Source organism: Halostagnicola sp. A56, from assembly GCF_000691505.1.
Lineage (GTDB): Archaea > Halobacteriota > Halobacteria > Halobacteriales > Natrialbaceae > Halostagnicola.
Window position 1 is genome coordinate 325,740 of record NZ_JMIP02000017.1, and the last position, 23,174, is coordinate 348,913.

Consider the following 23,174-nt stretch of genomic DNA (forward strand, 5'->3'; position numbering starts at 1 on the left):
GATACTGGTTAGACAGCGAGCCTATCAGGGTTCCGACTTTCGCTCGAGCGGCTTCGAACGCCTCTCGGAAGGGGTCTCCGCGGTCGGCTCCCCGCCTCGAGAGGCGTACTCCCGGAGCCGCGCCTGTCTCGTCCCGGGTTCCTCGCCCGAGAGCACGTAGGGGACGAGGACGTACGTCGCGTTGATGACGAGAATGAGGACGATCGGGAGCAAGAAGAGCCCGTAAAACCCGAACACAACCGGGCCGACGACGTACGACACGAGCAACATCCCGGTGTGGGTCTGGTCGCCGCTGATGTGCGCTCTGATGAAAAAGTCGGGGATGAAATCGACGACGACGGCGCTGACGGCGAGCAAGACGCCGACCGGAACGAGCAACGACGGGTCGCCGGAGATCCACGCGTTCGCGGCGAGTACGGCGGTGACCGGCAGGTAGACGAGCTTTATGCCGACGACCGGGATGAGACTCCCGACGCCGGCAAGCGCCCCGAGCAGTTCCGGAAACGGCACCGCGACGGCTGCCGGCGCGACGAAGTTGTACGCATAAAAGGTGGCGACACCGACGATCGCGGTGACGAACACGTTGACGATGTTGCCGAAGAGCGTCATCGACAGCTCCGGATCGACGGCGTGGACGTACTCGCCCATCACGCCGGAGTCGTCGAAGCGCTCGAGGAGCCACGAGACGAATCGCGGCCCGTCGACGAGCATGTAGTAAGTCAGGACGACGAGGATCAGCAACTGGACGAACGCGCTACTCAGGACGCCGGCCGCGCCGAGAACGCTCACGCCGATCACGCTGAGCGACGATTGTGAGATCGCTCCGGAGAGGATCGACTGGAGTTCTTCGAAGTCGCCGACGCCGACGCGCTCGAGCGTCTCGACGAAGGCTGGCCCGTGGACATCGTAGACCTCGAGGATCGACTGGGCTTCGAGCGCGACGATGGCGATCGTATAGCCGACCAGGAGAACGAGCGGAACGCCGAAAAGCACCAGCGCGAGCCCCGCTCGCAGACGGCGCGGGAGGGCAAAGCGTTCGAGCGAGCGGAAGATCGGGCGAACGGCGTAGTACAGAAAGACCGAGAAGACGAGGACCGCGATGAATCGGACGGCGACGTAGGCGACGACCGCGAAGAGTGCGAGAACGAGTACTCCGACGCCCACCCGGCGGGCGAAGGGGCGATCGAATTCCATATCCCACTGTAAGGCAGGTGGAGTATTTCACTCTCCCGACTGGTCACGACCAGAGTTCCAACGCGCGAACGGGACCCCATCACGCATTCGAGTCGCATTCGAGCGTGCGAACGCCGGTCGAGAGTCACCCTCGAGAGCCGGCGCGAATCCGCGCTACGTCGAGACGGCCGTAGTGCCAGAGCGTCCCCGTCAGTCCCGCGTCGGCGATTCGTCGTCCGGAGCTCTCGGCGAGCACGCGAGCGCAGTAGCCCGTGTCGTACGAGCGGGCCAGCCGTCGACTGAACGCCGTATCCTCGTTGGGCACGTTCGGAAAGCCGCCGACGTCGCGGTAGGCGTCCCGGCGAACGAAACAGTTGAAGCCGGGGAGGATCGGCAACTCGAGGCGCGGGAAGATGTGGTTGATCGTCGCCTCCATCAGCTTCGCCCGGTAGGGCCCCGTGATCCGACAGGCCGAACTGGCCCCGGCCACGCCCTCGGTTTCGACGTACCCGAGCATCGCCGTCAGATAGTTCGCCCGGACACGCGTATCGGCGTCGACGAACGCCAGCCAGTCGCCGGTGGCGTAGTCTGCGCCGAGATCTCGGGCGGGGCCGATGCCGGAACCGCCGTCCGAAACGACCGTCACGTCGTACTCGCGTGCGATGGCGGCCGTCCCGTCGGTCGATCCGCCGTCGACGACGATCACCTCGTACGCGTAGGCGGTATCCAGGCCGACGATACTCGAGAGGGTCCCGCGGATGTACTCGGTCTCGTTTCGCGCGGGGACGACGAAGCTGACGACCGGCTCGAGGGATTCGCCTCGCGAACCCCTCCCAGCGGTCGTCTCACTCGCACTCATCGATTGAGACTCTCATCGCGTGCGTTGTAATTGTTGTCTATGCGACCGTTGTACTGTCGTCTACGCGACCGTTGATCCGATTGTCTCTGTGCCGTTGATCCGGTGTGCAGGGTGAGTCCGCGACCGCTGAGTGATTCCGAACCGCTTCACCGGCGAGGTATATCATGAACTTTTATACTGATCGGGCCAGAAAGAGGGAGTACAGATGTCGGTCGTACACGTACCACGGTGACACTTCTCCTGCAGACGATTCTCGAGCCAGTTCAGCGCACGACGGCTTCCAGCGTCCGACCGTCGTTCAACACACCGAATCACACCCAGCATCCGACCGACATGAGCACACAAAACTTGCAAACGCAGACGACGCGAATCCAGAACCGAACACCGACCACACCCGGCCGCCGAGCGACTCGAGATCGGGCCACCCCAACCGAACGCGTTCAACGGACGTTCTGTCCGCAGAACCGAACCCGCCTCGAGAACCTGATCGACGACTGTAACTCCGCGTTCGTCACGCCGACCTCGAGCGAGTCCGAATAAATGTGCGACTCGCCTCGGATCCGAACTGACTTTTCGGCGGCCGCCGTAGACTCGAGCGGCCGATGACGATGGGTCCGCTCCGAACCGGTCTCGGCAACCGGTCGTGACGAGCCCTATGAGTGCCGAGGCCATCGGTTTACTCGTTACGCTTGTACTTCCCTCGTTTCTCGAGTAGTTCCGTACTCGAGAACGGCCGGTCGCAAACAGCACTAACTGCCGATGTATCCGTACTGATATTCTCTCCGCCTCGAGGGAGAAAGATGAGACGCGCCATCGCTTGTTGTCATTCGAGAGACAGCGTCTCTCGTGATGATGAGATCACGAGACGGTCCCAAATCGCACCCAAAAACGCCTTGCGTTTTCGAGGACGAACGTTCCTAACCGTCGTTGGGATATCGTGGTCCGCGCTAGAGGCAGGCTTTCTCCTTGACTTTCCGTAAGAATGCGTCGGGAGCAGCCGGGATTAGCTCGATCGAGCCGGGACACCGAGAAAATTACTCGTCTTCGCGAACCTCGAGTTCGAACTGTTCGTTCTCCGAGACCGAGTTGAGGACGACGCTCGTGTTCGAGGCTTTGATGTCTGGATCGGTCAGCAGGGCTTTGATCTGTTCGTTCATTCCGTCGGTGTCGACGAACTTGCCGATGGCGATCACATCGTAGTCGCCGGTGACCTCGTAGACGCTGGTCATCTGTTTGTGGTCGCGGAGGGTTTCGGTGATGTCGGGGAGCGCGTTCCCTTCGACTTTGAGCTGGATGACCGCCGTTACGTCGTAGCCGACCGCATCGTAGTCGACGCGGGGGGTGTAGCCGTCGATTACGTCCTGTTCTTCGAGATCCGAGAGGTGATTCGAGACGGTCGTTACGGAGACGTCGAGCTCCTCGGCGAGACTCCGAAGACTCGCCCGGCCGTCGCCGAGCAACGCATTCACCAACTTTGCATCGAGATTTTCGTACGTCATCACATCGACCCACGCGCCCATCACATTAGAACTTTACGAATATCCAGTTTCCTCGGAGCAGGAGAAGATTTGCTCGATACAGTAGGGTTTTAGTAGTAGGGATCCTCGGATAGCACGACGAGAAAGATGACAAGCGGAAACATCACATCTACGGAACAGGAGGTACTAGAGGAGATCGAAGAGAAGGATGTCGACTTCCTTCGACTCCAGTTTACCGACATTCTCGGAACGGTCAAGAACGTCTCCGTTCCGGCCCGACAGGCCGAGAAGGCGTTCACCGACGGCATTTACTTCGACGGTTCTTCGATCGAAGGCTTCGTTCGAATTCAGGAATCTGACATGCGTCTCGTTCCGGATCCGGACACCTTCGCCGTCCTGCCGTGGAGAAACAGCGAAGAGAGCGCGTCCGCCCGAATGATCTGTGACGTGTACAACACGTCGACGGGCGAGCCGTTCGAGGGCGACCCGCGCTACGTTCTCAAACAGGCCCTAGAGCGTGCATCGGACCTCGGCTACACGGTCAACGCCGCGCCGGAACCGGAGTTCTTCCTGTTCGAAGAGGACGAAGAGGGTCGTGCGACGACGGACACCAACGACGCTGGCGGCTACTTCGACCTCGCACCGAAAGACCTCGCCAGCGACGTGCGCCGCGACATCATCTACGGTCTCGAGGACATGGGCTTCGAGATCGAAGCCAGCCACCACGAAGTCGCAGAGGGTCAACACGAGATCAACTTCGAGTACGAAGACGCGCTCTCGACGGCCGACAACGTCGGCACGTTCCGCACCGTCGTTCGCGCGATCGCGGCCGAACACGACCTGCACGCGACCTTCATGCCCAAGCCGATTCCAAAGATCAACGGCTCGGGCATGCACACGCACCTCTCGCTTTTCACCGAGGACGGCGAGAACGCGTTCCACGACGGCGACGACGAGTTCGACCTCTCGGAGGAGGCCCACGCTTTCACCGCCGGGATCTTAGAGCACGCACCGGCGATCACGGCCATCTCGAACCCGACGGTCAACAGCTACAAGCGTCTGGTTCCGGGCTACGAAGCGCCAGTTTACATCGCGTGGTCCGACCGCAACCGCTCGGCGCTGATCCGCAAGCCGGCCGCGCGCATCCCGGCGGCCTCGCGTGTCGAAGCCCGCTTCCCCGATCCGTCGTGTAACCCGTACCTCGCGCTCGCCGCGCTCATCCACGCCGGCCTCGAGGGCATCGAGAAGGGCCTCGAATGTCCGGACCCGGTTCGCGAGAACATCTACGACTTCGACGAAGACAAACGCGAAGAGTACGGCATCGAGACGCTCCCGACGAACCTCGGCGAGGCGGTCGACGCGCTCGAGGAAGACGAGGTCATCTACGACGCGCTCGGCGACCACATCGCACAGAAGTTTGTCGAAGCCAAGAGCCAGGAGTTCCAGGAGTACCTGGTCGACGTCTCCCAGTGGGAACTCGACCGATACCTCGAGACGTTCTAAGCCGTCCGACCTGCCGTTTCTGCACTCTCGGGATTTCCGCTCGCTTTTTATCGCCTCGAGTCACCGCGACTCGAGATGGCGACCGTCGAGAGAATCATCGAGCTAGTTTTTCAGAAAACGTACGATACTTCGTCCGGAACGCCGGCGTGGGCTCAGGATCGCCACTCGCCGATGCGATCACGCAGTCGGCCCGGAACCCCGAGCGCCGAGACACCGGCACCGAAAAGCACCATCAGGACGTAGACGCCGAGCGTTGATGTCCAGACGGTAAACATCGCGAGGATGGCCCAGATCCCCTCGAGGAAGGAAAACGCCGCGATCGCCATCGCCGTCCCGTAGAGCAAGACGACGTACGGTCCCCAGCCCACGAAGTGGCCGCTCCGGATCCGGCCTCTGACGTATCGTTTGAGTTCACTCTCGAGCGAATCGCGCTCGACCGTTCTCCGGTCGACGTCGGCTTCGAAGGACTCGATGCGATCGCGAAGCCGTTCGATCTCTTCTCGAAGCGCCTCCGGATCGTCGGCTCTGTCCCGCGTCTGGGCGCTCGTGCGGTCGTCCGATCGATCTCCGTCGGCACCCGTAGCGTCGTCGGTCATCGCTTCTGTCGAAATCTGTCGCACGCCGGGACTTTGTAGCTGCCGATCCGTATCACGACCCGCGAGCACGGCGTTGACGACCGCGCCGAAGACGACGACGATCGAGCCGACGTACAGCCAGACGAGAACCAGCAACACCGCCCCGAGCGCGCCGTAGATAGCGTACTCGTCGACGAAATCGGCGTAGACCGCGAAAACCCGGCTCAGCAGAAACCAGCCGACCGATGCGACGACGGTTCCCGGGATCGCTTCGCGGAGATCGACATCGACCCCCGGGAAGACGACGAACATCGGGAAGAACGCGGCGAACAGGCCAACCAGAACCAGTACGGGCCCGATCAGCGCGGCGCCGACGATCGGGACGAACGCGAGGACGATCTCGGCGATCGTGATGCCAATAAGTCCCCCGATGACGGCGGCGCTGACGACCAATACGTCCCAGAACGTATCGACGAGCGATTTCGAGGACGCGGTGCCGTATACCTCCGAGAACGCTCGATCGAGCCCGCGAAAGACTCGGCTCGAGCCCCAGAGCAGTCCGAGCGCGCCGACGACGGTCGCGCTCTGTCGTCCGGTCTCGTCGGTGATCGTCTCCGCGAGTAACCGCTGTGCGGGTGGCGTGAGCACGTCGTCGGCGGCCGTCGTTACGTATCCCGTGAGCTGTTGGCCGCCGATCGTCGCCGCCACCCCGAGCGCGAGCAACATAAGCGGGACGAGCGAAACGAACGCGTAGTAGGCGACGCCGGCGGCGAGTAGCGTCAACTGCTCGGTCCGGGCGAGGAAGACGGCGCGCCGTCCCACCTCGAGGAGCCGTCTGTGGTCGATCACGGTCTCCTAGTCGCGGCCGAGCGGCAAATATCGAAACCCTCCGATTCGGTAGACGATCAGGAAGACACACCGTTTTGTGGGTGGCCCTCGAGACGGTCCCCATGAACGACACTCGATGTCCCGATTGTGCCGTGACGATGGAAGAGACGAAGCTTCGGTCCCAGGACGGCTTTTCGCTCACCATCGACACCGGCAAACGAAGCGGCCTGTTGGGGAAACTCGGCGTCGGATCGACGACCGGCGTCGACGCCGTCTGCTGTCCGGAGTGTGGCCTCGTGCGATTGTACGCCGACCTCGAGTAAGTTCCGGGACCGACGAGAAATCGTCTCAGTCGACGTGAGCCTCCGAGGGGGCTACTCGCGAAGGTCTGCGGCGGTCGCGTCGAAAATCTCCTCGACGGTCGCGTCGGATTTGAACGTCGTTCCACCATAGTGGGTTCTGGAGGTCCGATAGCCCGCTTCATCGAGGGCCTCGAGAAAATCGTCCATCGCATTCGCCGGCAGCCCCCAGTTTTTGCACAGTTTGTGCTGGTCGTAGTACGTCGGCACCTCGAGTTCGGCCGCCAGCGTCGCGAGCAGTTCCCGGGCCGTCTCCGCGGTCTCGAACTCGTCGGTGAGGTGGCCGCGAACCGACTCGAGGAACCGCTCGTCCTGAATCGCCCCGAGCCAGACCGGTCCGGCGACCAGGATCCGCTCGCCGTCGCAGTTCGGACAGCGCTCGAGCGCCTGTGCGATCAGTCCCGACGACGTCTCCCGGTGGAGACAGTCCTCGCAGTGAGAGATGTAGCCGAGTTCTTCGAGGGCTCGGTCTGCCGCGGTCGATTTCCGCTCGAGTTCGAGGTACGTCCGGACGTAGTGGCTCGTCGCGTGGGTCAAGATCGGCGTGACGCCGACGTCGAAGCGGGCGGCGCTTCGGGCAAGCGCCGAGAGGAGGGTTCGAACGCCCATTTCGGTGTGATAGTCGGTGTTTCGCGGCACCGAGCCGTACGATCGGATCCCGCTGTTGAGGTGGGCACCACAGAGCGGTGCCGTGTCGGTCGCGGTGACACAGACGAGGTTGTGACAGTTCGCGAAGGCCGCGTCGGCGAACGGCATCGGCGTTCCGAACGGATCGAGGTCGATCACGTCGAACATCGACTCGTGCATCAGAGCGTTCACGTTCGCCCGCTCGGCGGTCGCCTCGCAGTCGTTTCGCTCTATGTTCTCCCGGGCGAGTGAGACCGCCTCGGGATCGACGTCACAGCAGGTGACGTCCCAGCCGTCCGTCGCCGCGCGAACGCCGCGAACCCCGCTTGCGGTCATCGCGTCGAGGTACGTCTCGGCCCGCGGCTCTCGCTCTCGAAACGCCCGCAAGGCGGCGATCGTCAGGTCGCGGTTCAACTCCTGGCGCGGGTTGTAAAAGACCGACTCCTCGAACCCCTCCGTCTGTTCGCCGGGAACTTCGAGTTCTACGATCCCCTCCGTGACGCGCATACGTCTACTCCGTGAAGCGAGGCGAAAAACGCCGTGGTCTGACTCGAGAAGCCGCCGCGTTTCATCGGACGAAAGTCGGCGCGGGGGCGTTATTTCGAAAAGACGCTGTCTGCTGTCGCCGCACCGACGACGCTAAAGATCGAGCCGATACTCACGGCCTTACACGTGACCAGCGCCGTCTGGGCGCTCGTCTGGCCGGACTCGAGGAACGTGTCGGGAGCGTCGAACAGGAGCGCTAGAATCGCAACCGAACCGAACGACACGCACATCAACGAGATGAATCTAACCGGGATCCCGGCCAGTTCCTGTTCTATCTCCGGATCTCGAGTCGAGTCGGCTTTGTACAGCGTCGCGTAGCCGATGGCAAACACGATGGCCGTCGTGGCGAGTCCCTGAACGAGGCTCATGCTGTCCGCGAGGTCCCAGACTTCTGCGGTCACGACAAACGGCCCCGCGAGTAGAAATCCCCCGACGATCTGTTGGGCGGAGTCCGCGAGCCGAAACTGGGGCGGACGGTGCGGTCGCCGTATTTTCATACTGGCGTTACAGCGTGAGACGTGAAATATCAACCGACTAAGCCGTCGCGGTGATGTCGCCAGTCGTCGGCCGATGCACGGACGACCCAACGAGCATCGCTCCGACAACCAAACGGATTTTACAGTTCGGAATAGAGATTCGGCCGTGTCCAATTCGAACCCCGTCGAGGCGTGGGAGGCCCGACTTGAGGAAGCCGGGCGGCTCACGCCGGACATCGTCGAGCAGATCACCGGACTGCACGACGACCGCGGGGCCCAGGCCATCGAGGCCGTCGGCGAGGGTCGGGTGAAAGCGTACCAGGATTTCACCATCGTCGTCGGCTACGACGACGAGTACATCGTCGAGGAGCGGGGCTGTACGTGCAAAGACAGCGAGTACAACCTCGACGACGACGATCCGACCGATCTGTGCTGGCACGCGCTGGCGGTCGCCATCGCCAGACGCGTCGGTCACGTTGAGTACCACGATATGTGGTACTCGGATGTGCGGGAACTGATTTAAGAGGACGACTCGGAGCCGGCAGCGTCCAGCCGATGGACCTCAGTCGGACTCGTTACAGGCGGCGATGATAACCTCGGGATCGTCGATCAGCCGATTCTCCATGTAGTTGCCCTTCCCCTTGCCGGCCCACTTGCGTTCTTGCTCGATAATCGAGAGAAACTCGAGTTCCGAGAGGATGTCCCGCACCCGGCGCAGTTTCAGGTGATCCGACTGATCGCGGTCGCACAGCCGCTTATAGAGGTCGTACACCTCGTTGGTCCTTACGGGCGCGTCGTCGCCTTCCTTCTGCTGGGTGAGCAAGGCCATCGCCTCGAGCACCAGCTTCGCGTGGCTCGGACTCTTGGAGATGAGTTCGGCCAGTCGGCTGGTCTCCTCGCGCTCGTGGGCCTGATCGACGCAGGATTCGGTGACCCGCTCGAGATCGTTCTCCTCGGCGATTTCGCCCGCGAAGCGCAGGATGTCGATCGCCTTGCGCGCGTCGCCGTGTTCGCGGGCAGCGAGCGCGGCGACGCGGGGGACGACCCCGTCCTCGAGGACCCCTTCGTGGAACGCATCCGAGCGCGACCGGAGGATCTCCCGAATCTGGGTCGCGTCGTAGGGTGAAAAGACGTACTCGCGCTCGCAGAGACTGGACTTGATGCGCTCGTCCAGCGAGTCTTTGTACCGGACCTTATTCGAGATACCGATGACGCCGACCGTGCTCTCGGTGAGCTTGCCGGATTCGACGGCCCGGGAGAGTTGCATGAGGATGTCGTCGTCCTCGATCTTGTCGACCTCGTCCAAGATGATCAGCGCGACGTCGTAACGGGTATCAATGATCTGCCAGAGCCGACGGTAGTACTCGGCGGTGCTCAACCCCGAGTGGGGGATCGAGATGCCCGTCTCCGCCTGGTCGTTGAGCTGATGGCCGGCCGACTGGACGGCCTGGGTCTCCGTCGACTCCTGGAGGCAGTCGACGTACGCGACGCCGATCGAGATGTCGTTGCCGTTGGCACGGTCGACCGCCTGATTCGTGATGAACTTCGAACAGAGCGATTTGCCGGTCCCCGTCTTCCCGTAGACGAGGACGTTGTTGGGCGTGTTCCCCCGCGTCGCCGGTTTGATCGCGTTCGCGAGGTTCGTTAGCTCGTCCTCGCGACCAATGATCCGATCGCCGTCCGGAAGGTGCGATACCTGCAGTAGCTCCTTGTTGCGGAAGATCTCGTTTTCGCTCCCGAAGTAATCCGTCGAGCCCGACATTCGGTTACTCGAGAGATTTGTCGGTTACCCCTTAAGCGTTCGGGACCGTAGTTCCGCTGTATAATCGTGATTGTAGGGATACGAGGTCTTAATTGCCGTATCTAAACCCCTTGGTGCCGCTGTATTGGCCAGAAGGGACCCCGAATTTCCGCTGTATAGGCGAGTCAGGGCGGCGGTTGTCAGGAACAGACCGTGAGTTATGGCACAATCCCACGGTGAGACTCTGGAGTGCCGCTGTATGGCGCACGGCAACCTCGGAGTACCGCTGTATAATGCATGGCTACCCCGGAGTGCCGCTGTATAGCGTACGGCCACCCCAGAGTGCCGCTGTATTGGTGGCGACCGACGACAGTGTCCTGCTCTACGGCCGAATCGGTGCAAGCAGGACAGACACCGTATTTCCGCTGTATTGATTGAAAAGAGTTTCTATAGGGAACGAGCGGGTCGTTTTCCACCCCTCGGTGCCGCTGTATGCGGAGACACACACCCCGCGTTGCCGCTGTATGGAACCGGTCGTCCCGTCGACTCGAAACCGAGGTCGGTCGCGTTCGAAACGATGCCGACAGCCGCGACGAACCGAAAACCGGGTCAAAACAGCATCTCGAGTCGACTCGAGCGGACGCGAACGGTCAATTCCGTTCGACCGTTAGACGACCAATTCACTTACTGAAATATTACGAAAGCCATGCATTTATAACTACTGGTACGGGGGGTTGGTCCTGGCGTAGGGCGATAGCAACGATAGTAGATTACTTTCGGGAATAATCCGAGTATTCGGGGCCATCACCACTTTTCAAGCAGCTATACAGCGGCATCGAGGGGTGTGTCCCCTCCCAACGCACCGACTTTCGGCTCACCGACTCTCGACTCACTGAGGACGTTCGAAATGACGACCGAAACACACCCTCGAGAGTTTTCCGGTGGCAAAGAAACACACCCTCGAGAGTTTCCGGCGGCAAAGCGTCTCTACACATAAGCAAGGCGAGTGCCTCGGGGTCAAGCCTCGAGGCGGTTTACACGTCCGCGCAGATCTCGACGAAGTTCCGCAGAATCTGCAGGCCAGTCTCGCCGCTCTTCTCGGGGTGGAACTGAGTGCCGAAGACGTTACCCGCGTCGTTGGCGACGATCGAGGGAAACTCCCGTTCGTAGTCGGTCGAAGCGACGGTCGCGTTCGCCGCGTCGGGAACGGCGTAGTAGGAGTGGACGAAGTAGGCGTACTCCCCGTCAACACCCTCGACCAGCGGGTGCTCGCGCTCGACCGCGAGTTCGTTCCAGCCCATGTGAGGTACTTTCTGCCCGCCGTCGAAACGAACGTTCGTCCCGGGAATCAGGTCCAGTCCCTCGACGGCGGCGTCGCCGTCGGTCTCGCCCTCCTCGCTCGAGGTGAGCAGCATCTGCATTCCGAGACAGATCCCAAAGAGCGGTTGGCCGCGCTCGGCGACCGCGAGGAGGTCCTCGCGGATCGAATCCGCGTTCTCGACGCCCTCCCGAAACGCGCCGACGCCGGGGAGGACGACGCCGTCAGCGGCCTCGAAGGCCTCGGGGTCGTCGGTAATCTCGACGGCTGCGCCCGCGCGTTCTAGGCCGCGGGTCACGCTGCGGAGGTTCCCGAGCCCGTAGTCGACGACGACCACGGAGGCGAGTTCCTCCTCGGGCGGCGATGGCATCGTGCTCATAGTGTCGACTGGGGTTCGGGACGGCAAGTGCGTTACCCTTCGAGCAAGTCCCACCCGAAAGTTTCACCCCAGAATCCCACCCCGAAAGTCCCGCTCGGGAAGCCTCACCCGAAAGTCCCGCTTGAGGACGATTCGATCGTTGCCGCGCTCAAAACCCGTCCAGCCGCCGCTGGCTGCTGGTACTGCCGTCGGCACCCGCGAGATCCGCGGCCGTCTCGAGGGCGTCCCTGAACGTCTCCTCCTGGCTGCGGTCGTACAGCGTGGCCGCCGGATGCACCGAGAGGACGACCCGTCGCGGCGAGCCGTTAACCCGGATCTCCTCGACGGATCCCGCCTCGGACGTAATTCCGACCGACCGGTCGAGCAGGTGTTCGCTGGGTACCTTCCCGAGCGTGACGAGCACGTCCGGATCCAGCCGCTCGATCTCCGCCTCGAGATAGCCCCGACAGTTCTCGAGTTCCGTCGTCGTCGGATCGCGGTTCTCGGGTGGTCGACAGCGAACGCAGTTGGTGATCCGAACGTCCTCGCGCTCGAGGCCGACGACGAGCAGGGTGTCGTCGAGCACCGACCCGCTCCGACCGACGAACGGTTCGCCCTGTTCGTCCTCGTTCGCGCCCGGTCCCTCGCCGACGAACAGAATATCCGCGTCTTCGGGGCCGGTTCCGTTGACGATCTGGCTTCGCGAGTCGACCAGTTCCGGACACCGCTTGCAGGCCGTCACCTCGAGTCCGTCTAGCTCTTCGTCCATGTCCTCGTCCATGGTCGTCGCTTGGACGCCCCAATACTACGTGTTTCGGGTCGCACGTGCCGGCCGGTTGCGACCGTTCGGACGACCGCGGCGCTCGCGGCTGGCCAGTATCATTCATCGTCGGCGACTCAAAATCACGCAGCGTCGAACCGGTATTCGCGACCCGCACGCGCGGCCGCTCGCGCCACTCGAATCGGTTCCGGTCGGCCGCCTTCGGGGGTGAACTCGCGAACGATCTCCGCCGCTCGCGAGTGAGAGACGCCGACTGCACGGACGTACACCGTTTCGTCGTCGACCGACACCGGTCGTCGCGCCGGCAACGATCGGTAGCGCTCGAGTCGCTCTGTAAGTTGATCGCCGGAAAAAGCGTCACTGAGTGCGTCTTCGAGGCCGTCGCTCGCTTCGAACGTCACGGCGAGAACGGATCGGTCGGTTGTTCGTGCGATACGTGAGAGGTCGACGATGTTGTACCACGCGGGGGCGACGGCGCCGAGCATCACCACCTCGACGTCCGGTCGGTCGATCTTTTCGACGACCGATACGACCGCGTCGGTCGCGTCCATCCCGCCAACGGTACACGTCGAAAACGCGAACGTCTCGGCGACTCGATCGGCCCGAACGACCGCACCGGCGAGCGCGCTCTGCTCACCGGCGGCTGATTCCGCGATGCCCAACGCCCGCGCCCCGGCTTTCATCAGGCGTCGTCGTCTTCGTCTTTGATCTCCGCGAGGCGGTCGAGTAATTCGTCGCTCGAGGCGCCGTTTTCGAACTCGAGCGTGCCGTCGTGGTGGCTCTGTTCGGACTCTACCGCGTCCTCGTCATCAAAATCCGCGTCAACCTCTTGCTGTTCGGATTCGTCGTAGCTTCCGAATCCCATACGGTGTTCCATACGACCCGGGGCATCAAAAGTATCGTGGGTCAAACCCCTGTCAGTTTTCAGGAAGATCGACGCCAGTATTATATCAGCGGCTCTCAAGAACTCGCCCATGGAGGTACATCACGTCACCGAGGACGCCGAAACGTTCACCTGCAACGCCCTTCTCGTTCGTGGCGATCGGACGACACTTGTCGACGCCGGCGCGTGGGGCGGCGTCGTCGACGCGGTTCGAAGCCACCTCGAGGGCGACTCGCTCGACGACGTCGTCCTGACACACCAACACGGCGACCACGTCGCGGAACTCGAGGCCGTCTGCGACGCCTTCGATCCCGACGTGTACGCGTACGCGGTCCACCCGCTCAGAACGCACGAGATCGACGACGGCGACTCCGTCCGCATTGGCGACGAATCGTTCGAGGTCGTCTACACGCCCGGCCACGCCGACGATCACGTCTCGTTCGTCTCCGAGACGACGCTGTTTTCCGGCGACGTGGTCGTCCACGACGACGGCGCGTTCGACTACGGGAGCTTCGGTCGAACCGACATGGCCGGCCAATCGCGCGAGCGACTCATCGAGAGCCTCGAGGACCTGCTCTCGCGACTCCCCAATTCGGTCGAGCACATGTACGCGGGCCACGGCGGCGTCTTCCACGGCGATGTCACGGACGTGGTCGAGACGGCCTTAGAGCGAGCCAAAAAGCGCGAGCCGAAGTATCCAGACGAGTGAGCGACTGAGAGAATAGTCGCTCGCTCGGCAAAACCAGTCGCTCGAGAATCGTCGTATCGAAATCGAGTGAGAAACCCGTCGATTATGCCGCGCGCGCTTCCTTGGCTTTCGGACGGAGCTTCTTGTAACCGCACTTGCGACAGCGGTTCGCCTCTTTCGAGTTACGAGCGTTACAGCGCATGCAAATCATCTTCTCGAGCATCCGTTTTTCCGCAGCGTCGAAACTGGCCATGCAGGTGGGTTGGCCAGTGGCGCATATAATGGCTGCGGTCCGTACTCACGGTCAGGGGGTTCGTTCGACGGGAACACAGGGGATCGGCCTCACTCGTCGGCAAGATAGTCCTCCTGTACGGCGACGACCTCGCTCGAGTCGGCGCACTCGGCGTACCGATCGAGTGGCTCCTCGTTGAGCGTCAGGAAGGTCTCGCCCCAGCGGAACGGCTCGAGGAGGTCAGCGGCCGCCTCGGCTTTCCCGAAGATGCGCAGCGCCCCGGCGAGTGCTTCGACGGTCGTCAGCTGGAAGGGACGGCCGTAGTTGATGGGATTTGCGGCGACGAGAAAGGGCAGTGCGCGGTGAACGCCGTTCATCGAAAAGGAGGCTTCCTCGGCGGACTCCCACGAGCAATCGAGCGCGACGAGCGTGCCGAGTCCGTCCTCGGCGTCCGCAGGCGAGAGCGCCTGCTCCGCGTGGGGGTTGAGCACGACCCCGTAGGGCACCCGTCGCATCGACCGGTGGAGGATCGCCCGGTCGAATTTCTCGAGGCGACGGGCGGTGCACTTGTCCGGGTCGTCGTCGCCCTCGTAGTAGACGTGACACTCCACACCCGCCATAGGCGGGGCCGGGAGAAAAACCGTGTGACTCGTCAGTCGGGCCGCCCGAAACTGGTGACGATGAACCAGACGAACGCGAGCGCGACGACGACGATGAACGCGCCCATGGCGATTCCGAAGATCTCCGTGCTTCCGTTCGATCCCGCCGGCAAGACGCCGGTTACCCAGCCCAGGAGGAGTCCGACGAAGACGGTGGCGGCGACGGCGATGAGGACGAGATTTCGATCGACCATCGGCACCGATTGACGCCGGCGTTCGATAAGCAGGTTGCCTGAACTCGCCGCGTGTGGCGTGACTCCGATTAGATCGGCTGCGCCGGCCCATGCTCTGGTGGAGTGGTTGGGCCTTCCCTCGATACCGCGATATGGGTTCGGGTCGCTTGTTCCCGACTCGCACCCGAGACGCCGGTGCTTTTCACCCGCCGGGCCGAACCCCGAGGCATCCATGGACGGAGACGCCCTCGTGAGACGGTACTACGACGCACTCGACGACCACGAGTACGGGACGCTCGAGGGACTGCTGGACCCGGCGTTCGTCCAGCAGCGACCGGACCGAACCTTCGAGAGCCGCGAGGCGTTCGTCGAGTTCATGCGCGAGAAGCGGCCAAATCCCGACACGCGCCACGACCTCGTGGAATTAGTCGTCGACGACGACCGCGGCCGAATCGCCGCTCGAGGGCGCGTCCTCGAGGACGAGACGGAACTATTCGAGTTCGCGGATTTCTTCGAGCTAGCGGACGATTCGATCTGCCGGCTGGAAACCTACAGTCGATAGAACCCACGTGCAGTGGCGCGCGCTCGAGAGCGGATCGCTTCGCGACCCACGAGCGAGCGCGCGCCACCACATAGGTTTGGTCGGACCGGTACAACAAACCGAGACACCGTATCGGCGGCTATTACGTCCCAAAGTCACCGTATTACGGAATATTGTCAGGCCGAACAGTTGTTCGGCCCCAACTCGAGTTCGAGGCGATCCTCTGACTCGAGGTCCGCCGCGGTGCCTCGATTGTGGTCGATGATCTCCTCGTAGTTCGCGGGCTTTTCGCCCGCGTCGGCCATCCGGTCGACGAACGCGGCTTCCTCGAGGGCGAGAACGTCGATTCCGGTTCGGGCCGCTCGAATCGTCGTTTCGATCGGTTCGCCGGGCGAGCCGTGGGAAAACTCGCCGTCGGCGGTGACGGTGACGTGGCCGGGACAGACCACGACCGATTCGGGTTCGGCGAGCATGGTGCGGTGGAGGCTTTCGTAGAGCATTCGTGCTCCCCGCTCGCCTTCGTCCTCGTTGAACTCGAGTTCCGTCCGGCCCGTCGAGTCGACGTGGAGCGTGTCCGCGGTCAACAGCGCTCGATCGTCGATCAGTATCGAGAGCATCTCGCTCGTGTGGCCCGGCGTCTCGAGTGCCTTCAGGCCGAGTGTGCCGACCTCGAGGACTTCGTTTCGCTCGAGCGGCGTGTACTCGACCGCAACATCGCGTTCGGCGGCCCGCTCGCCGAGGTAGTACGGCACCTCGAGGCGATCCGCGAGTTCGGGTCCGCCGGAGACGTGATCGGCGTGGACGTGCGTATCGATGACTCCGACAATCGAGAGCCCCGCTTCCTCGGCGGCGACCGCGAACTCGTCAGTGTCCGCGGTCGGATCGACGACGACCGCATCGCCCGTCTCCGGACAGCCGACGAGATACGATAGACACCCCTTGGCTCGTCGCTGTACCTGCACGAGTTCGACGGAGTCGCCGGCGGAGATTTCGGCCCGGTCGTAGACGCGACTCCAGCCTTTCATCCCACCCTCGATAGCGGCCACGTCGTACTCGTCGGTGGCCGACTCGAGTTGGGTCGCGAGGTTTCCCGACGAGAGCCCCTTCGCACAGACGGTGAGGACGCGGTCGGTCCCGTCGACGACGTCCTCGAGTTCCTCGAGGCGGCCGTCGAGGTCCTCCTCCGGGTCGAACGGGAAGTTGATCGCGCCAGCGACGTGCCACGACTCGAAGCTATCCTCGGGTCGCGTATCGAGGAGCGCGTACTCCTCGTCGCCATCCTGTAGCTCTGCGAGTCGGTCGGCCGAGAGCGTGGTGACCATGTACCGTTCTAGGGACTCGTGACCCTAAAGGCCGCCCGGCGAGTGCAGCCTCGTGGCTCGAACGAGGTGAGCAGTGTCCGGACTCGAACGAGAAAAAACGAAAGCGCGTGTGATCGTCGGAAGCCGCGGCGTGTGATCGTCGGAAGCCGCGATTACTCGAGGTCGAAGCGGTCGGCCGCCATCACGCCGTGCCACGCGTCGACGAAGTCGGAGACGAGTTTTTCCTCGCCGTCTTCCGCACCGTAGACCTCCGCGATGGCACGCAGGCGGGAGTTCGAACCGAAGATGAGGTCGGCTCGCGTGCCCGTCCACGCGACTTCGCCGGTCTCGCGGTCACGCAGTTCGAAGACCTCGCGATCCTCGGAGACCGGTTCCCATTCGTAGTCCATCGCGAGGACGGTCTCGAAGAAGTCGTTGGTCAGCGTCCCCGGCTCGTCCGTGAAGACGCCGTGGTCGGAGTAGGTGGCACCGAGCGAGCGCATGCCGCCGACCAACGCGGTCATCTCGTCGGGCGTCAGGTCGAGGAGGTCCGCCTTGTCGACCAGTTCCTCTTCGGCCGAGTTTCGCGCGTCGTCGCTCAGGTAGTTGCGGAAGCCGTCCGCCTTCGGCTTCAGGGCCTCGAAGGACTCCACGTCCGTCTGGGCCGCCGTGGCGTCGGTGCGGCCGGGCTCGAACGGCACTTCGACGTCATAGCCGGCGTCGCTCGCCGCCTGCTCGACGGCCGCGTTCCCGCCGAGGACGATCAGGTCGGCCAGCGAGACGCACACGTCGTCCGAGCGCGACTCGTTGAACTCGGTCTGGATCTCCTCGAGCGTCGAGAGGACCGTCTCGAGTGTCTCGGGCTCGTTGACCTCCCAGCTACGCTGTGGCTCGAGGCGGATGCGCGCACCGTTCGCGCCGCCGCGCTTGTCGCTGTCGCGGTAGGTCGAGGCCGCCGCCCACGCGGTCTTGACGAGTTGCGTGCGGCTGAGATCCGCGGAGAGGACGCGCTCTTTGAGGTCATCGATCTCGGCGTCGCCGATCAGGTCGTAGTCGGCGTCCGGAAGCGGATCCTGCCAGATGAGTTCCTCGTCCGGAACCTCGGGGCCGAGGAATCGCTCGGAAGGCCCCATGTCGCGGTGGATCAGCTTGTACCACGCCTTCGCGAAGGTCCGCTGGAACGCGGCCGGATCCTCCTGAAATTGCTCTAAGACCTCGCGGAAGTCGGGATCGCGCTTCAGCGCGATGTCCGTCGTGAGCATCATCACGTCCTCTTTTTCCGACGGCTCCTCGACGCCGGGGGCGGACTCGTCGAGTTCGCCGTCCTGCGTGGTCCACTGCCAGGCGCCGCCGGGCCCCTTCTCGGGCCACCACGTGTAATCGAGCAGCGAGTCCACGTAGCCCATGTCCCACTGGGTCGGCGTGGTGTTCCACGGCCCCTCGATACCGCCGGTGATCGTGTCGGCTCCCTTTCCGGAACCGTAGTCGCTCTTCCAGCCCAGCCCTTGCTCCTCGATCGGCGCCGCTTCAGGCTCGGGACCGACGTGTTCGTCGGCTTCGGCGGCGCCGTGAACTTTCCCGAACGTGTGCCCGCCGGCGATGAGCGCGACCGTCTCCTCGTCGCTCATCGCCATGTGGCTGAACGTCTGGCGGATGTTCTTCGCGGACGCGTCGGGGTCGGGTTCGCCGTTCGGCCCCTCGGGGTTCACGTAGATGAGGCCCATCACGGTGTTGCCGAGCGGGTCCCGAAGGGCGCCGTCCTCGTCGAACCGCTCGGGAGAGGCACCTTCCATCTCGTCTTCCGGCCCCCAGTCGACGGCGTCGTCGGGTGCGTAATCGTCCTCGCGACCGCCGGCGAAGCCGTACGTCTCGAATCCCATCGACTCGAGTGCGACGTTGCCCGCCAGCACGATCAGGTCCGCCCACGAAAGCTTCTGGCCGTACTTCTGCTTGACGGGCCAGAGGAGACGACGGGCCTTGTCGAGGTTCGCGTTGTCCGGCCAGCTGTTGAGCGGGGCCAGACGTTGGCGCCCGCCGGAGGCGCCCCCGCGACCGTCGTTCGTCCGGTACGTCCCGGCGCTGTGCCAGGCCATTCGGATGAAAAGTGGCCCGTAGTGGCCGTAGTCGGCCGGCCACCACTCCTGTGAGTCCGTCATCAGCTTCGCCAAGTCCGCCTTGACGGCCTCGTAGTCGAGTTTCTCGAATTCCTCGGCGTAATCGAACTCCGTGCCCATCGGATCGCCCGCGCGGCGTTCTGATCGAGGATCTCCAAACTCAACTGATCAGGCCACCACTCTCGGTCTGATTCTTGCATCATCGGGTGATTGTTTCTTTCCCCTATTAAGATTGTCTGATCGGAACGAACCGTTCCTATTCTACCAATAGATCTTTACCATTTGCCAACTCCTGTCAGTGGTTGGGTTACTATAGGGACGCAGTCCAACCGCGATCGCTCGTTCGTCGAGCGACGTATCGATACTCGAGGGGTTTCCACCGACGAATCGTCGACCGTCTCCGATCTCTCGAGCCGGCGTTCTGAGAGCGCTATACGACCATAACGGGCTCGTACCGGTTGGTCTCCTTCGCCGTCGGCTCCCGACGGTCGAACTCGAGATGGGATCCGGTGGCGACTCGTCGACCGCTTTCGCGAACGAAGACTTGCTTCCGTCGTTGCAAAGACGTTGTCGCATCCCGCTATTACTCTTTCTGTATCGCTGGTCTCGGTTTTCGAACCGAAAAGTTTGTTTTGGCACTCTCGTCTTCGACTCGTGCGATCTCACTCTCCCGTGATCAGACTCGACTTCTCTTCGACCCCGATGGTCGCCGTCATCTTGACCGGCGGCTTCACGCCTCGACTCTCCGGCGGGAACGACGATGGCACCGATGGGGACGAATTCGACAACAGAACGTACAAATAACTCCGTCCCCAGCGCGCCGAAACGCGCCGAATTTCGCGGCAGTTCCGTCCTGAAACGGGCCCGTATACCGAACCAGTAAAGGCGAGCGGCCCCTTCGTCGTGCACATGACGACGACGCTCGGAACGGCGAGCGCGGACCCCGGCGAAATCGACACGGGTCGTCTCGAGGTCGGCGAGACTCGGGACGCAGTCCGTTCGGACTCCCCGTCGCCGTGGTCAACGGCGCAAACGCTGGGAAAACGCTGTACCTGCAGGCGGCAAGCGACGGCGACGAGTTGAACGGTGTCGGGGTCCTCACGCGCGTCGTGCCGCGGCTCGATCCCGCCGAGATTTCCGGCACGATTCTCATCGTCGGGATCGTCAACTACCACGCGTTTCAGGTCGCTCAACATCGAAACCCGATCGACGACACGAAGATGAACCGCACCTATCCCGGTTCGGAGGGCGGGACCTCGAGCGAGCGGATCGCTCGCGCGACTTTCGACGTGGCCAAGCGAGCGGACGTTATTCTCGACCTCCACCAGGGATCGACCAGCCGGATGATCGACGAGGTCCGCGTCCGCTGTGGCAAGCGCCACCGAATGCACGAGGAGTGTCTCGAGCTCGCGAAGGCCTTCGGCTGTGGCTACGTGCTCGACCAGAAAGGACCCGACGGACAGCTCGCTCGAGCCGCCCCCGACGAGGGGATTCCGACCGTCGACCCGGAACTCGGCGGCTGTGTCGGCTGGGACGAAACGAGCCTCCAGAAGGGAACCGAGGGCGTGTTCAACGTCCTTCGATACTACGACTTTCTCCCCGAGAGCCACGATCTGAACCGACAGATTCGCGCGAGCAGTTTCGAACAGTACGGCTCGCCCGTCGGCGGCCTCGTCTCGGTCCAGAAGGAACTCGGCCAGCAGGTTCGGGCCGGCGAGACGCTGTTCGAAGTCACGACCGTCTTCGGCGAGCCCAAAGCTGAGATCACCGCCGACAGCGACGGCGTACTTTGGCGAACGCGTCGACTCCCGCAAGTCGCGACCGGCGAGTACGTCTGCTCGGTCGGGACCGATGTCGATTCGTACTGATGGCCGCCGGTCTGTGCTGTCCCGGCTGCGAGACCATCTACGAAGCGGGGCCCGAGGAACCGTGGCGCTGTGAGTGTGGCCACCCGCTCGAGATCCGCGTAGGGTCCGACTCGGCGGACGCGATCGATTCTCAGACGACGATCGGTTCCTCTTTGACGGCGAACGCGAACGCCGGGCTCTGGACCTTCGCCGACTTACTGCCGGTCGAGAAACGCGTGACCCTACAGGAGGGACTGACGCCGCTGGTCGAGGCCGACCGGTGGAACGCGTCGTTCAAACTCGAGTACGTCTCCCCCACGGGATCGTTCAAGGACCGCGGCGCGACGACGACGCTCTCGAGAGCGGTCGAACTCGGCGTCGAAACGGTGCTCGAGGACTCCTCGGGCAATGCCGGTGCGGCGATCGCAACGTACGCTGCGCGTGCCGGGATCGACGCCGAAATCTACGTTCCAGCGGACGTGAAACCGGCGAAGCGTCGCGCAATCGAACGCGCCGGCGCTCGCGCCGTCGAGATCGAGGGCAGTCGGCAGGACGTGACGGAGGCGTGTCTCGAGGCCGTCGCGGCGGGGGACGGCTGGTACGCGAGCCACGCCTGGAACCCGGCGTTTTACGCGGGAACGATGACGTTTGCCTTCGAGGTCGCCGCCCAGCGAGACTGGGAGGTGCCGGACGCGGTCGTACTCCCCATCGGGCACGGGACGCTCTTTCTCGGCGCGTATCGCGGCTTTTCGCGCCTCGTCGAGGCCGGACTCATCGACGAACTGCCCCGCCTCCTCGGTGTGCAAGCGGCCGGGTGTGCGCCCGTCGTTCGCCGACTCGAGGGCGAGACGGGCGTCGATGGGACGAGTGGCGACCAGACGAACGCCGACGGGACGGGCGGCGCTCCCGAGCCCGGGGACCCAACTGAGACGACCGCGACGCTCGCCGATGGAATCCGGATCGCTGCACCCGCACGCGAAGACGAAATCGTCGAGGCGATCGACGCGACCGACGGTGACGCGATCGCGGTCGGCGACGAGGTCCTCGAGACGACACTCGAGTCGCTTCACACCAGCGGTTTCAACGTGGAGCCGACGAGCGCGGTCGCGCCCGCGGGACTCGAGCGGTATCGCGAGCGGGGGCTGATCGAACCCGATGACGAGGTCGTCGTTCCGTTGACTGGCAGCGGCCTGAAATATTCGTAGTCGAAACGACAGACGGGATACAACTCGAAACTGGCGGGCTCGGCCCCGAAACTGTTAAACCACGAACAATATATATCGAGTCCGATAAACTCATACAAACAGGACAGTAATACCGGATTATGAACCGTCGCAGCCTACTCGCCGGAGCGGCCGTCCTCGGAACGACGAGCGTCGCCGGGTGTCTCGGAACGTTCGGAATGGCCGAACACGAGGCGTCGCCAGCGAGCGTCGACGAGAGCGCACGCCAGGACACCGGTTACGAACAGACCGGCGTCACGGAAGACACAATCGAGCAATCGGTCGATCTCGCGGTGTTTTCCCAGGAAGTTTCGGTGACGAACTACATCACCGAACACGAAAAATCAGTCACGGTTGGACCGCTCACTATGGACGGCGGCGGCGGATTCCTCGTCGTGGCGACACCGCAGGCGAGCGTGCTCGGTCAGGAACTCAACCCCGTCAGCGACATGTCGCCGAAAGAGCTCATCGAGCGCGTCGAGGGAAGTTACGCGGGAATGGAGAACGTCACGCATCAGGAAGACGGTAGCGTGACGATTCTTGACCAGGAGACGACCCAGTCCAGATTCACCGCCAACTCGAGTTACAACGGCTCCGACGTCGAGGTGTCGATACACATCAGCGAAGCGGTCGAAACCGAGGAGGATCTCCTGGTGACCGTCGGCGTCTATCCGAACGAACGCCGCGACGAGGAAGAGTCCAACATCATCTCGCTCATGGAGTCGGTTTCCGAGGCGTCACCGGAAGATGGCGAGAGTCAGAACGGATCGGACGACGGCGGGAACGAGAGCGGTTCCGACGGTGGGCAAAGCGATGGCGGTGAAAACGGAAGCGGCGACGGCGGCATTCTGTAACCGGCGGCGGACGGCGAGGCTCACGTTTCGGTCGAAC

23 protein-coding genes and 2 pseudogenes are annotated in these 23,174 nt (G+C 63.2%); 9 read left to right on the top strand and 16 right to left on the bottom strand.

The genetic code is table 11. From position 1 onward, the window contains the following. Positions 1–24 precede the first annotated feature (24 nt). Positions 25–1,194 (bottom strand): AI-2E family transporter, encoded by a 1,170-nt coding sequence (locus EL22_RS08720; protein ID WP_050051116.1) that lies wholly within the window; start codon positions 1,192–1,194, stop codon positions 25–27. 124 nt (positions 1,195–1,318) lie between these two features. Further along, the gene (locus EL22_RS08725) at positions 1,319–2,032 is read right to left on the bottom strand and encodes a glycosyltransferase family 2 protein (protein ID WP_050051117.1); all 714 of its coding nucleotides are present in this window, start codon (positions 2,030–2,032) and stop codon (positions 1,319–1,321) included. A gap of 228 nt (positions 2,033–2,260) precedes the next feature. On the opposite strand from EL22_RS08725, the gene EL22_RS08730 reads away from it, so the two are divergent. Beyond that, positions 2,261–2,572 (top strand): hypothetical protein, encoded by a 312-nt coding sequence (locus EL22_RS08730; RefSeq protein ID WP_231587914.1) that lies wholly within the window; start codon positions 2,261–2,263, stop codon positions 2,570–2,572. Positions 2,573–3,066: 494 nt separating this feature from the next. Here the strand turns inward: EL22_RS08730 and lrp are convergent, their stop codons facing one another. Further along, the gene (gene lrp, locus EL22_RS08735) at positions 3,067–3,531 is read right to left on the bottom strand and encodes an HTH-type transcriptional regulator Lrp (RefSeq protein WP_050051273.1); all 465 of its coding nucleotides are present in this window, start codon (positions 3,529–3,531) and stop codon (positions 3,067–3,069) included. Positions 3,532–3,657: 126 nt separating this feature from the next. Between lrp and glnA the strand changes: the two genes are divergently transcribed. After that, on the top strand, positions 3,658–5,013 hold the full coding sequence (glnA, locus tag EL22_RS08740) for a type I glutamate--ammonia ligase (protein WP_050051118.1): 1,356 nt from the start codon (positions 3,658–3,660) through the stop codon (positions 5,011–5,013). Positions 5,014–5,165: 152 nt separating this feature from the next. Here glnA and EL22_RS08745 read toward each other — a convergent pair whose 3' ends face one another. Further along, positions 5,166–6,437 (bottom strand): YihY/virulence factor BrkB family protein, encoded by a 1,272-nt coding sequence (locus tag EL22_RS08745; protein ID WP_050051119.1) that lies wholly within the window; start codon positions 6,435–6,437, stop codon positions 5,166–5,168. A gap of 101 nt (positions 6,438–6,538) precedes the next feature. Between EL22_RS08745 and EL22_RS08750 the strand changes: the two genes are divergently transcribed. After that, positions 6,539–6,739: a hypothetical protein gene (locus tag EL22_RS08750; protein ID WP_050051120.1), complete on the top strand. Its 201-nt coding sequence runs from the start codon at positions 6,539–6,541 to the stop codon at positions 6,737–6,739. 51 nt (positions 6,740–6,790) lie between these two features. Here the strand turns inward: EL22_RS08750 and EL22_RS08755 are convergent, their stop codons facing one another. Together EL22_RS08755 and EL22_RS08760 are read right to left on the bottom strand one after the other, a co-directional pair. Continuing rightward, a complete protein-coding gene (locus EL22_RS08755; protein WP_050051121.1) occupies positions 6,791–7,909 on the bottom strand; it encodes a tRNA (guanine(26)-N(2))-dimethyltransferase in 1,119 nt (372 codons plus the stop codon). 89 nt (positions 7,910–7,998) lie between these two features. After that, positions 7,999–8,445: a hypothetical protein gene (locus EL22_RS08760; RefSeq protein WP_050051122.1), complete on the bottom strand. Its 447-nt coding sequence runs from the start codon at positions 8,443–8,445 to the stop codon at positions 7,999–8,001. A gap of 145 nt (positions 8,446–8,590) precedes the next feature. Here EL22_RS08760 and EL22_RS08765 point away from each other — a divergent pair, with 145 nt between their 5' ends. After that, complete coding sequence (locus EL22_RS08765) at positions 8,591–8,947, top strand: hypothetical protein (RefSeq protein ID WP_050051123.1); 357 nt, start codon at positions 8,591–8,593, stop codon at positions 8,945–8,947. 39 nt (positions 8,948–8,986) lie between these two features. Here the strand turns inward: EL22_RS08765 and EL22_RS08770 are convergent, their stop codons facing one another. The 5 genes from EL22_RS08770 to EL22_RS08790 all read right to left on the bottom strand — a co-directional run bounded on the left by EL22_RS08770 (position 8,987) and on the right by EL22_RS08790 (position 13,487). Then, positions 8,987–10,186 carry a Cdc6/Cdc18 family protein gene (locus EL22_RS08770; RefSeq protein WP_050051124.1) on the bottom strand — a complete coding sequence of 400 codons (1,200 nt, stop codon included), beginning with the start codon at positions 10,184–10,186 and terminating at the stop codon, positions 8,987–8,989. A gap of 1,013 nt (positions 10,187–11,199) precedes the next feature. Then, entirely contained in the window at positions 11,200–11,862 is a 663-nt protein-coding gene (gene hisH, locus EL22_RS08775) for an imidazole glycerol phosphate synthase subunit HisH (protein WP_050051125.1), read from the bottom strand. A 148-nt stretch (positions 11,863–12,010) separates the two neighbouring features. Next, positions 12,011–12,622 carry a uracil-DNA glycosylase family protein gene (locus EL22_RS08780; protein ID WP_050051126.1) on the bottom strand — a complete coding sequence of 204 codons (612 nt, stop codon included), beginning with the start codon at positions 12,620–12,622 and terminating at the stop codon, positions 12,011–12,013. Between the two features lie 122 nt (positions 12,623–12,744). After that, positions 12,745–13,305, bottom strand: a complete 561-nt coding sequence (locus EL22_RS08785; protein ID WP_050051127.1) for a DUF99 family protein — start codon at positions 13,303–13,305, stop codon at positions 12,745–12,747. Continuing rightward, a complete protein-coding gene (locus EL22_RS08790) occupies positions 13,305–13,487 on the bottom strand; it encodes a DUF5786 family protein (protein WP_050051128.1) in 183 nt (60 codons plus the stop codon). The genes EL22_RS08785 and EL22_RS08790 overlap by 1 nt, the downstream gene beginning before the upstream one ends. Before the next feature lie 109 nt (positions 13,488–13,596). Here EL22_RS08790 and EL22_RS08795 point away from each other — a divergent pair, with 109 nt between their 5' ends. Continuing rightward, a complete protein-coding gene (locus EL22_RS08795; protein ID WP_050051129.1) occupies positions 13,597–14,214 on the top strand; it encodes an MBL fold metallo-hydrolase in 618 nt (205 codons plus the stop codon). 82 nt (positions 14,215–14,296) lie between these two features. On the opposite strand, the gene EL22_RS08800 is transcribed toward EL22_RS08795, so the two are convergent. From EL22_RS08800 to EL22_RS08810, 3 genes are all read right to left on the bottom strand, one after another. Further along, positions 14,297–14,446 carry a 50S ribosomal protein L40e gene (locus EL22_RS08800; RefSeq protein ID WP_050051130.1) on the bottom strand — a complete coding sequence of 50 codons (150 nt, stop codon included), beginning with the start codon at positions 14,444–14,446 and terminating at the stop codon, positions 14,297–14,299. 89 nt (positions 14,447–14,535) lie between these two features. After that, positions 14,536–15,036, bottom strand: a complete 501-nt coding sequence (locus EL22_RS08805; RefSeq protein ID WP_050051274.1) for a DUF367 family protein — start codon at positions 15,034–15,036, stop codon at positions 14,536–14,538. Between the two features lie 41 nt (positions 15,037–15,077). Beyond that, on the bottom strand, positions 15,078–15,278 hold the full coding sequence (locus tag EL22_RS08810; protein WP_050051131.1) for a hypothetical protein: 201 nt from the start codon (positions 15,276–15,278) through the stop codon (positions 15,078–15,080). Between the two features lie 211 nt (positions 15,279–15,489). On the opposite strand from EL22_RS08810, the gene EL22_RS08815 reads away from it, so the two are divergent. Next, positions 15,490–15,819, top strand: coding sequence for a nuclear transport factor 2 family protein (locus EL22_RS08815; RefSeq protein ID WP_050051132.1), 330 nt, complete (start codon positions 15,490–15,492; stop codon positions 15,817–15,819). A gap of 155 nt (positions 15,820–15,974) precedes the next feature. On the opposite strand, the gene EL22_RS08820 is transcribed toward EL22_RS08815, so the two are convergent. After that, positions 15,975–17,120 (bottom strand): MBL fold metallo-hydrolase, encoded by a 1,146-nt coding sequence (locus tag EL22_RS08820; RefSeq protein ID WP_050051133.1) that lies wholly within the window; start codon positions 17,118–17,120, stop codon positions 15,975–15,977. A 152-nt stretch (positions 17,121–17,272) separates the two neighbouring features. After that, positions 17,273–19,413: pseudogene (gene katG, locus EL22_RS08825) on the bottom strand (catalase/peroxidase HPI). A 709-nt stretch (positions 19,414–20,122) separates the two neighbouring features. Between katG and EL22_RS08830 the strand changes: the two are divergent. The 3 genes and pseudogenes from EL22_RS08830 (at position 20,123) to EL22_RS08840 (ending at position 23,137) form a co-directional block, all read left to right on the top strand. Further along, a pseudogene (locus tag EL22_RS08830) lies at positions 20,123–21,081 on the top strand (succinylglutamate desuccinylase/aspartoacylase family protein). Beyond that, the gene (locus EL22_RS08835; protein WP_050051134.1) at positions 21,081–22,265 is read left to right on the top strand and encodes a threonine synthase; all 1,185 of its coding nucleotides are present in this window, start codon (positions 21,081–21,083) and stop codon (positions 22,263–22,265) included. Before EL22_RS08830 ends, EL22_RS08835 begins: the two are co-directional and overlap by 1 nt. A 119-nt stretch (positions 22,266–22,384) precedes the next feature. Then, positions 22,385–23,137, top strand: coding sequence for a DUF6517 family protein (locus EL22_RS08840; RefSeq protein WP_050051135.1), 753 nt, complete (start codon positions 22,385–22,387; stop codon positions 23,135–23,137). Positions 23,138–23,174 lie beyond the last annotated feature (37 nt).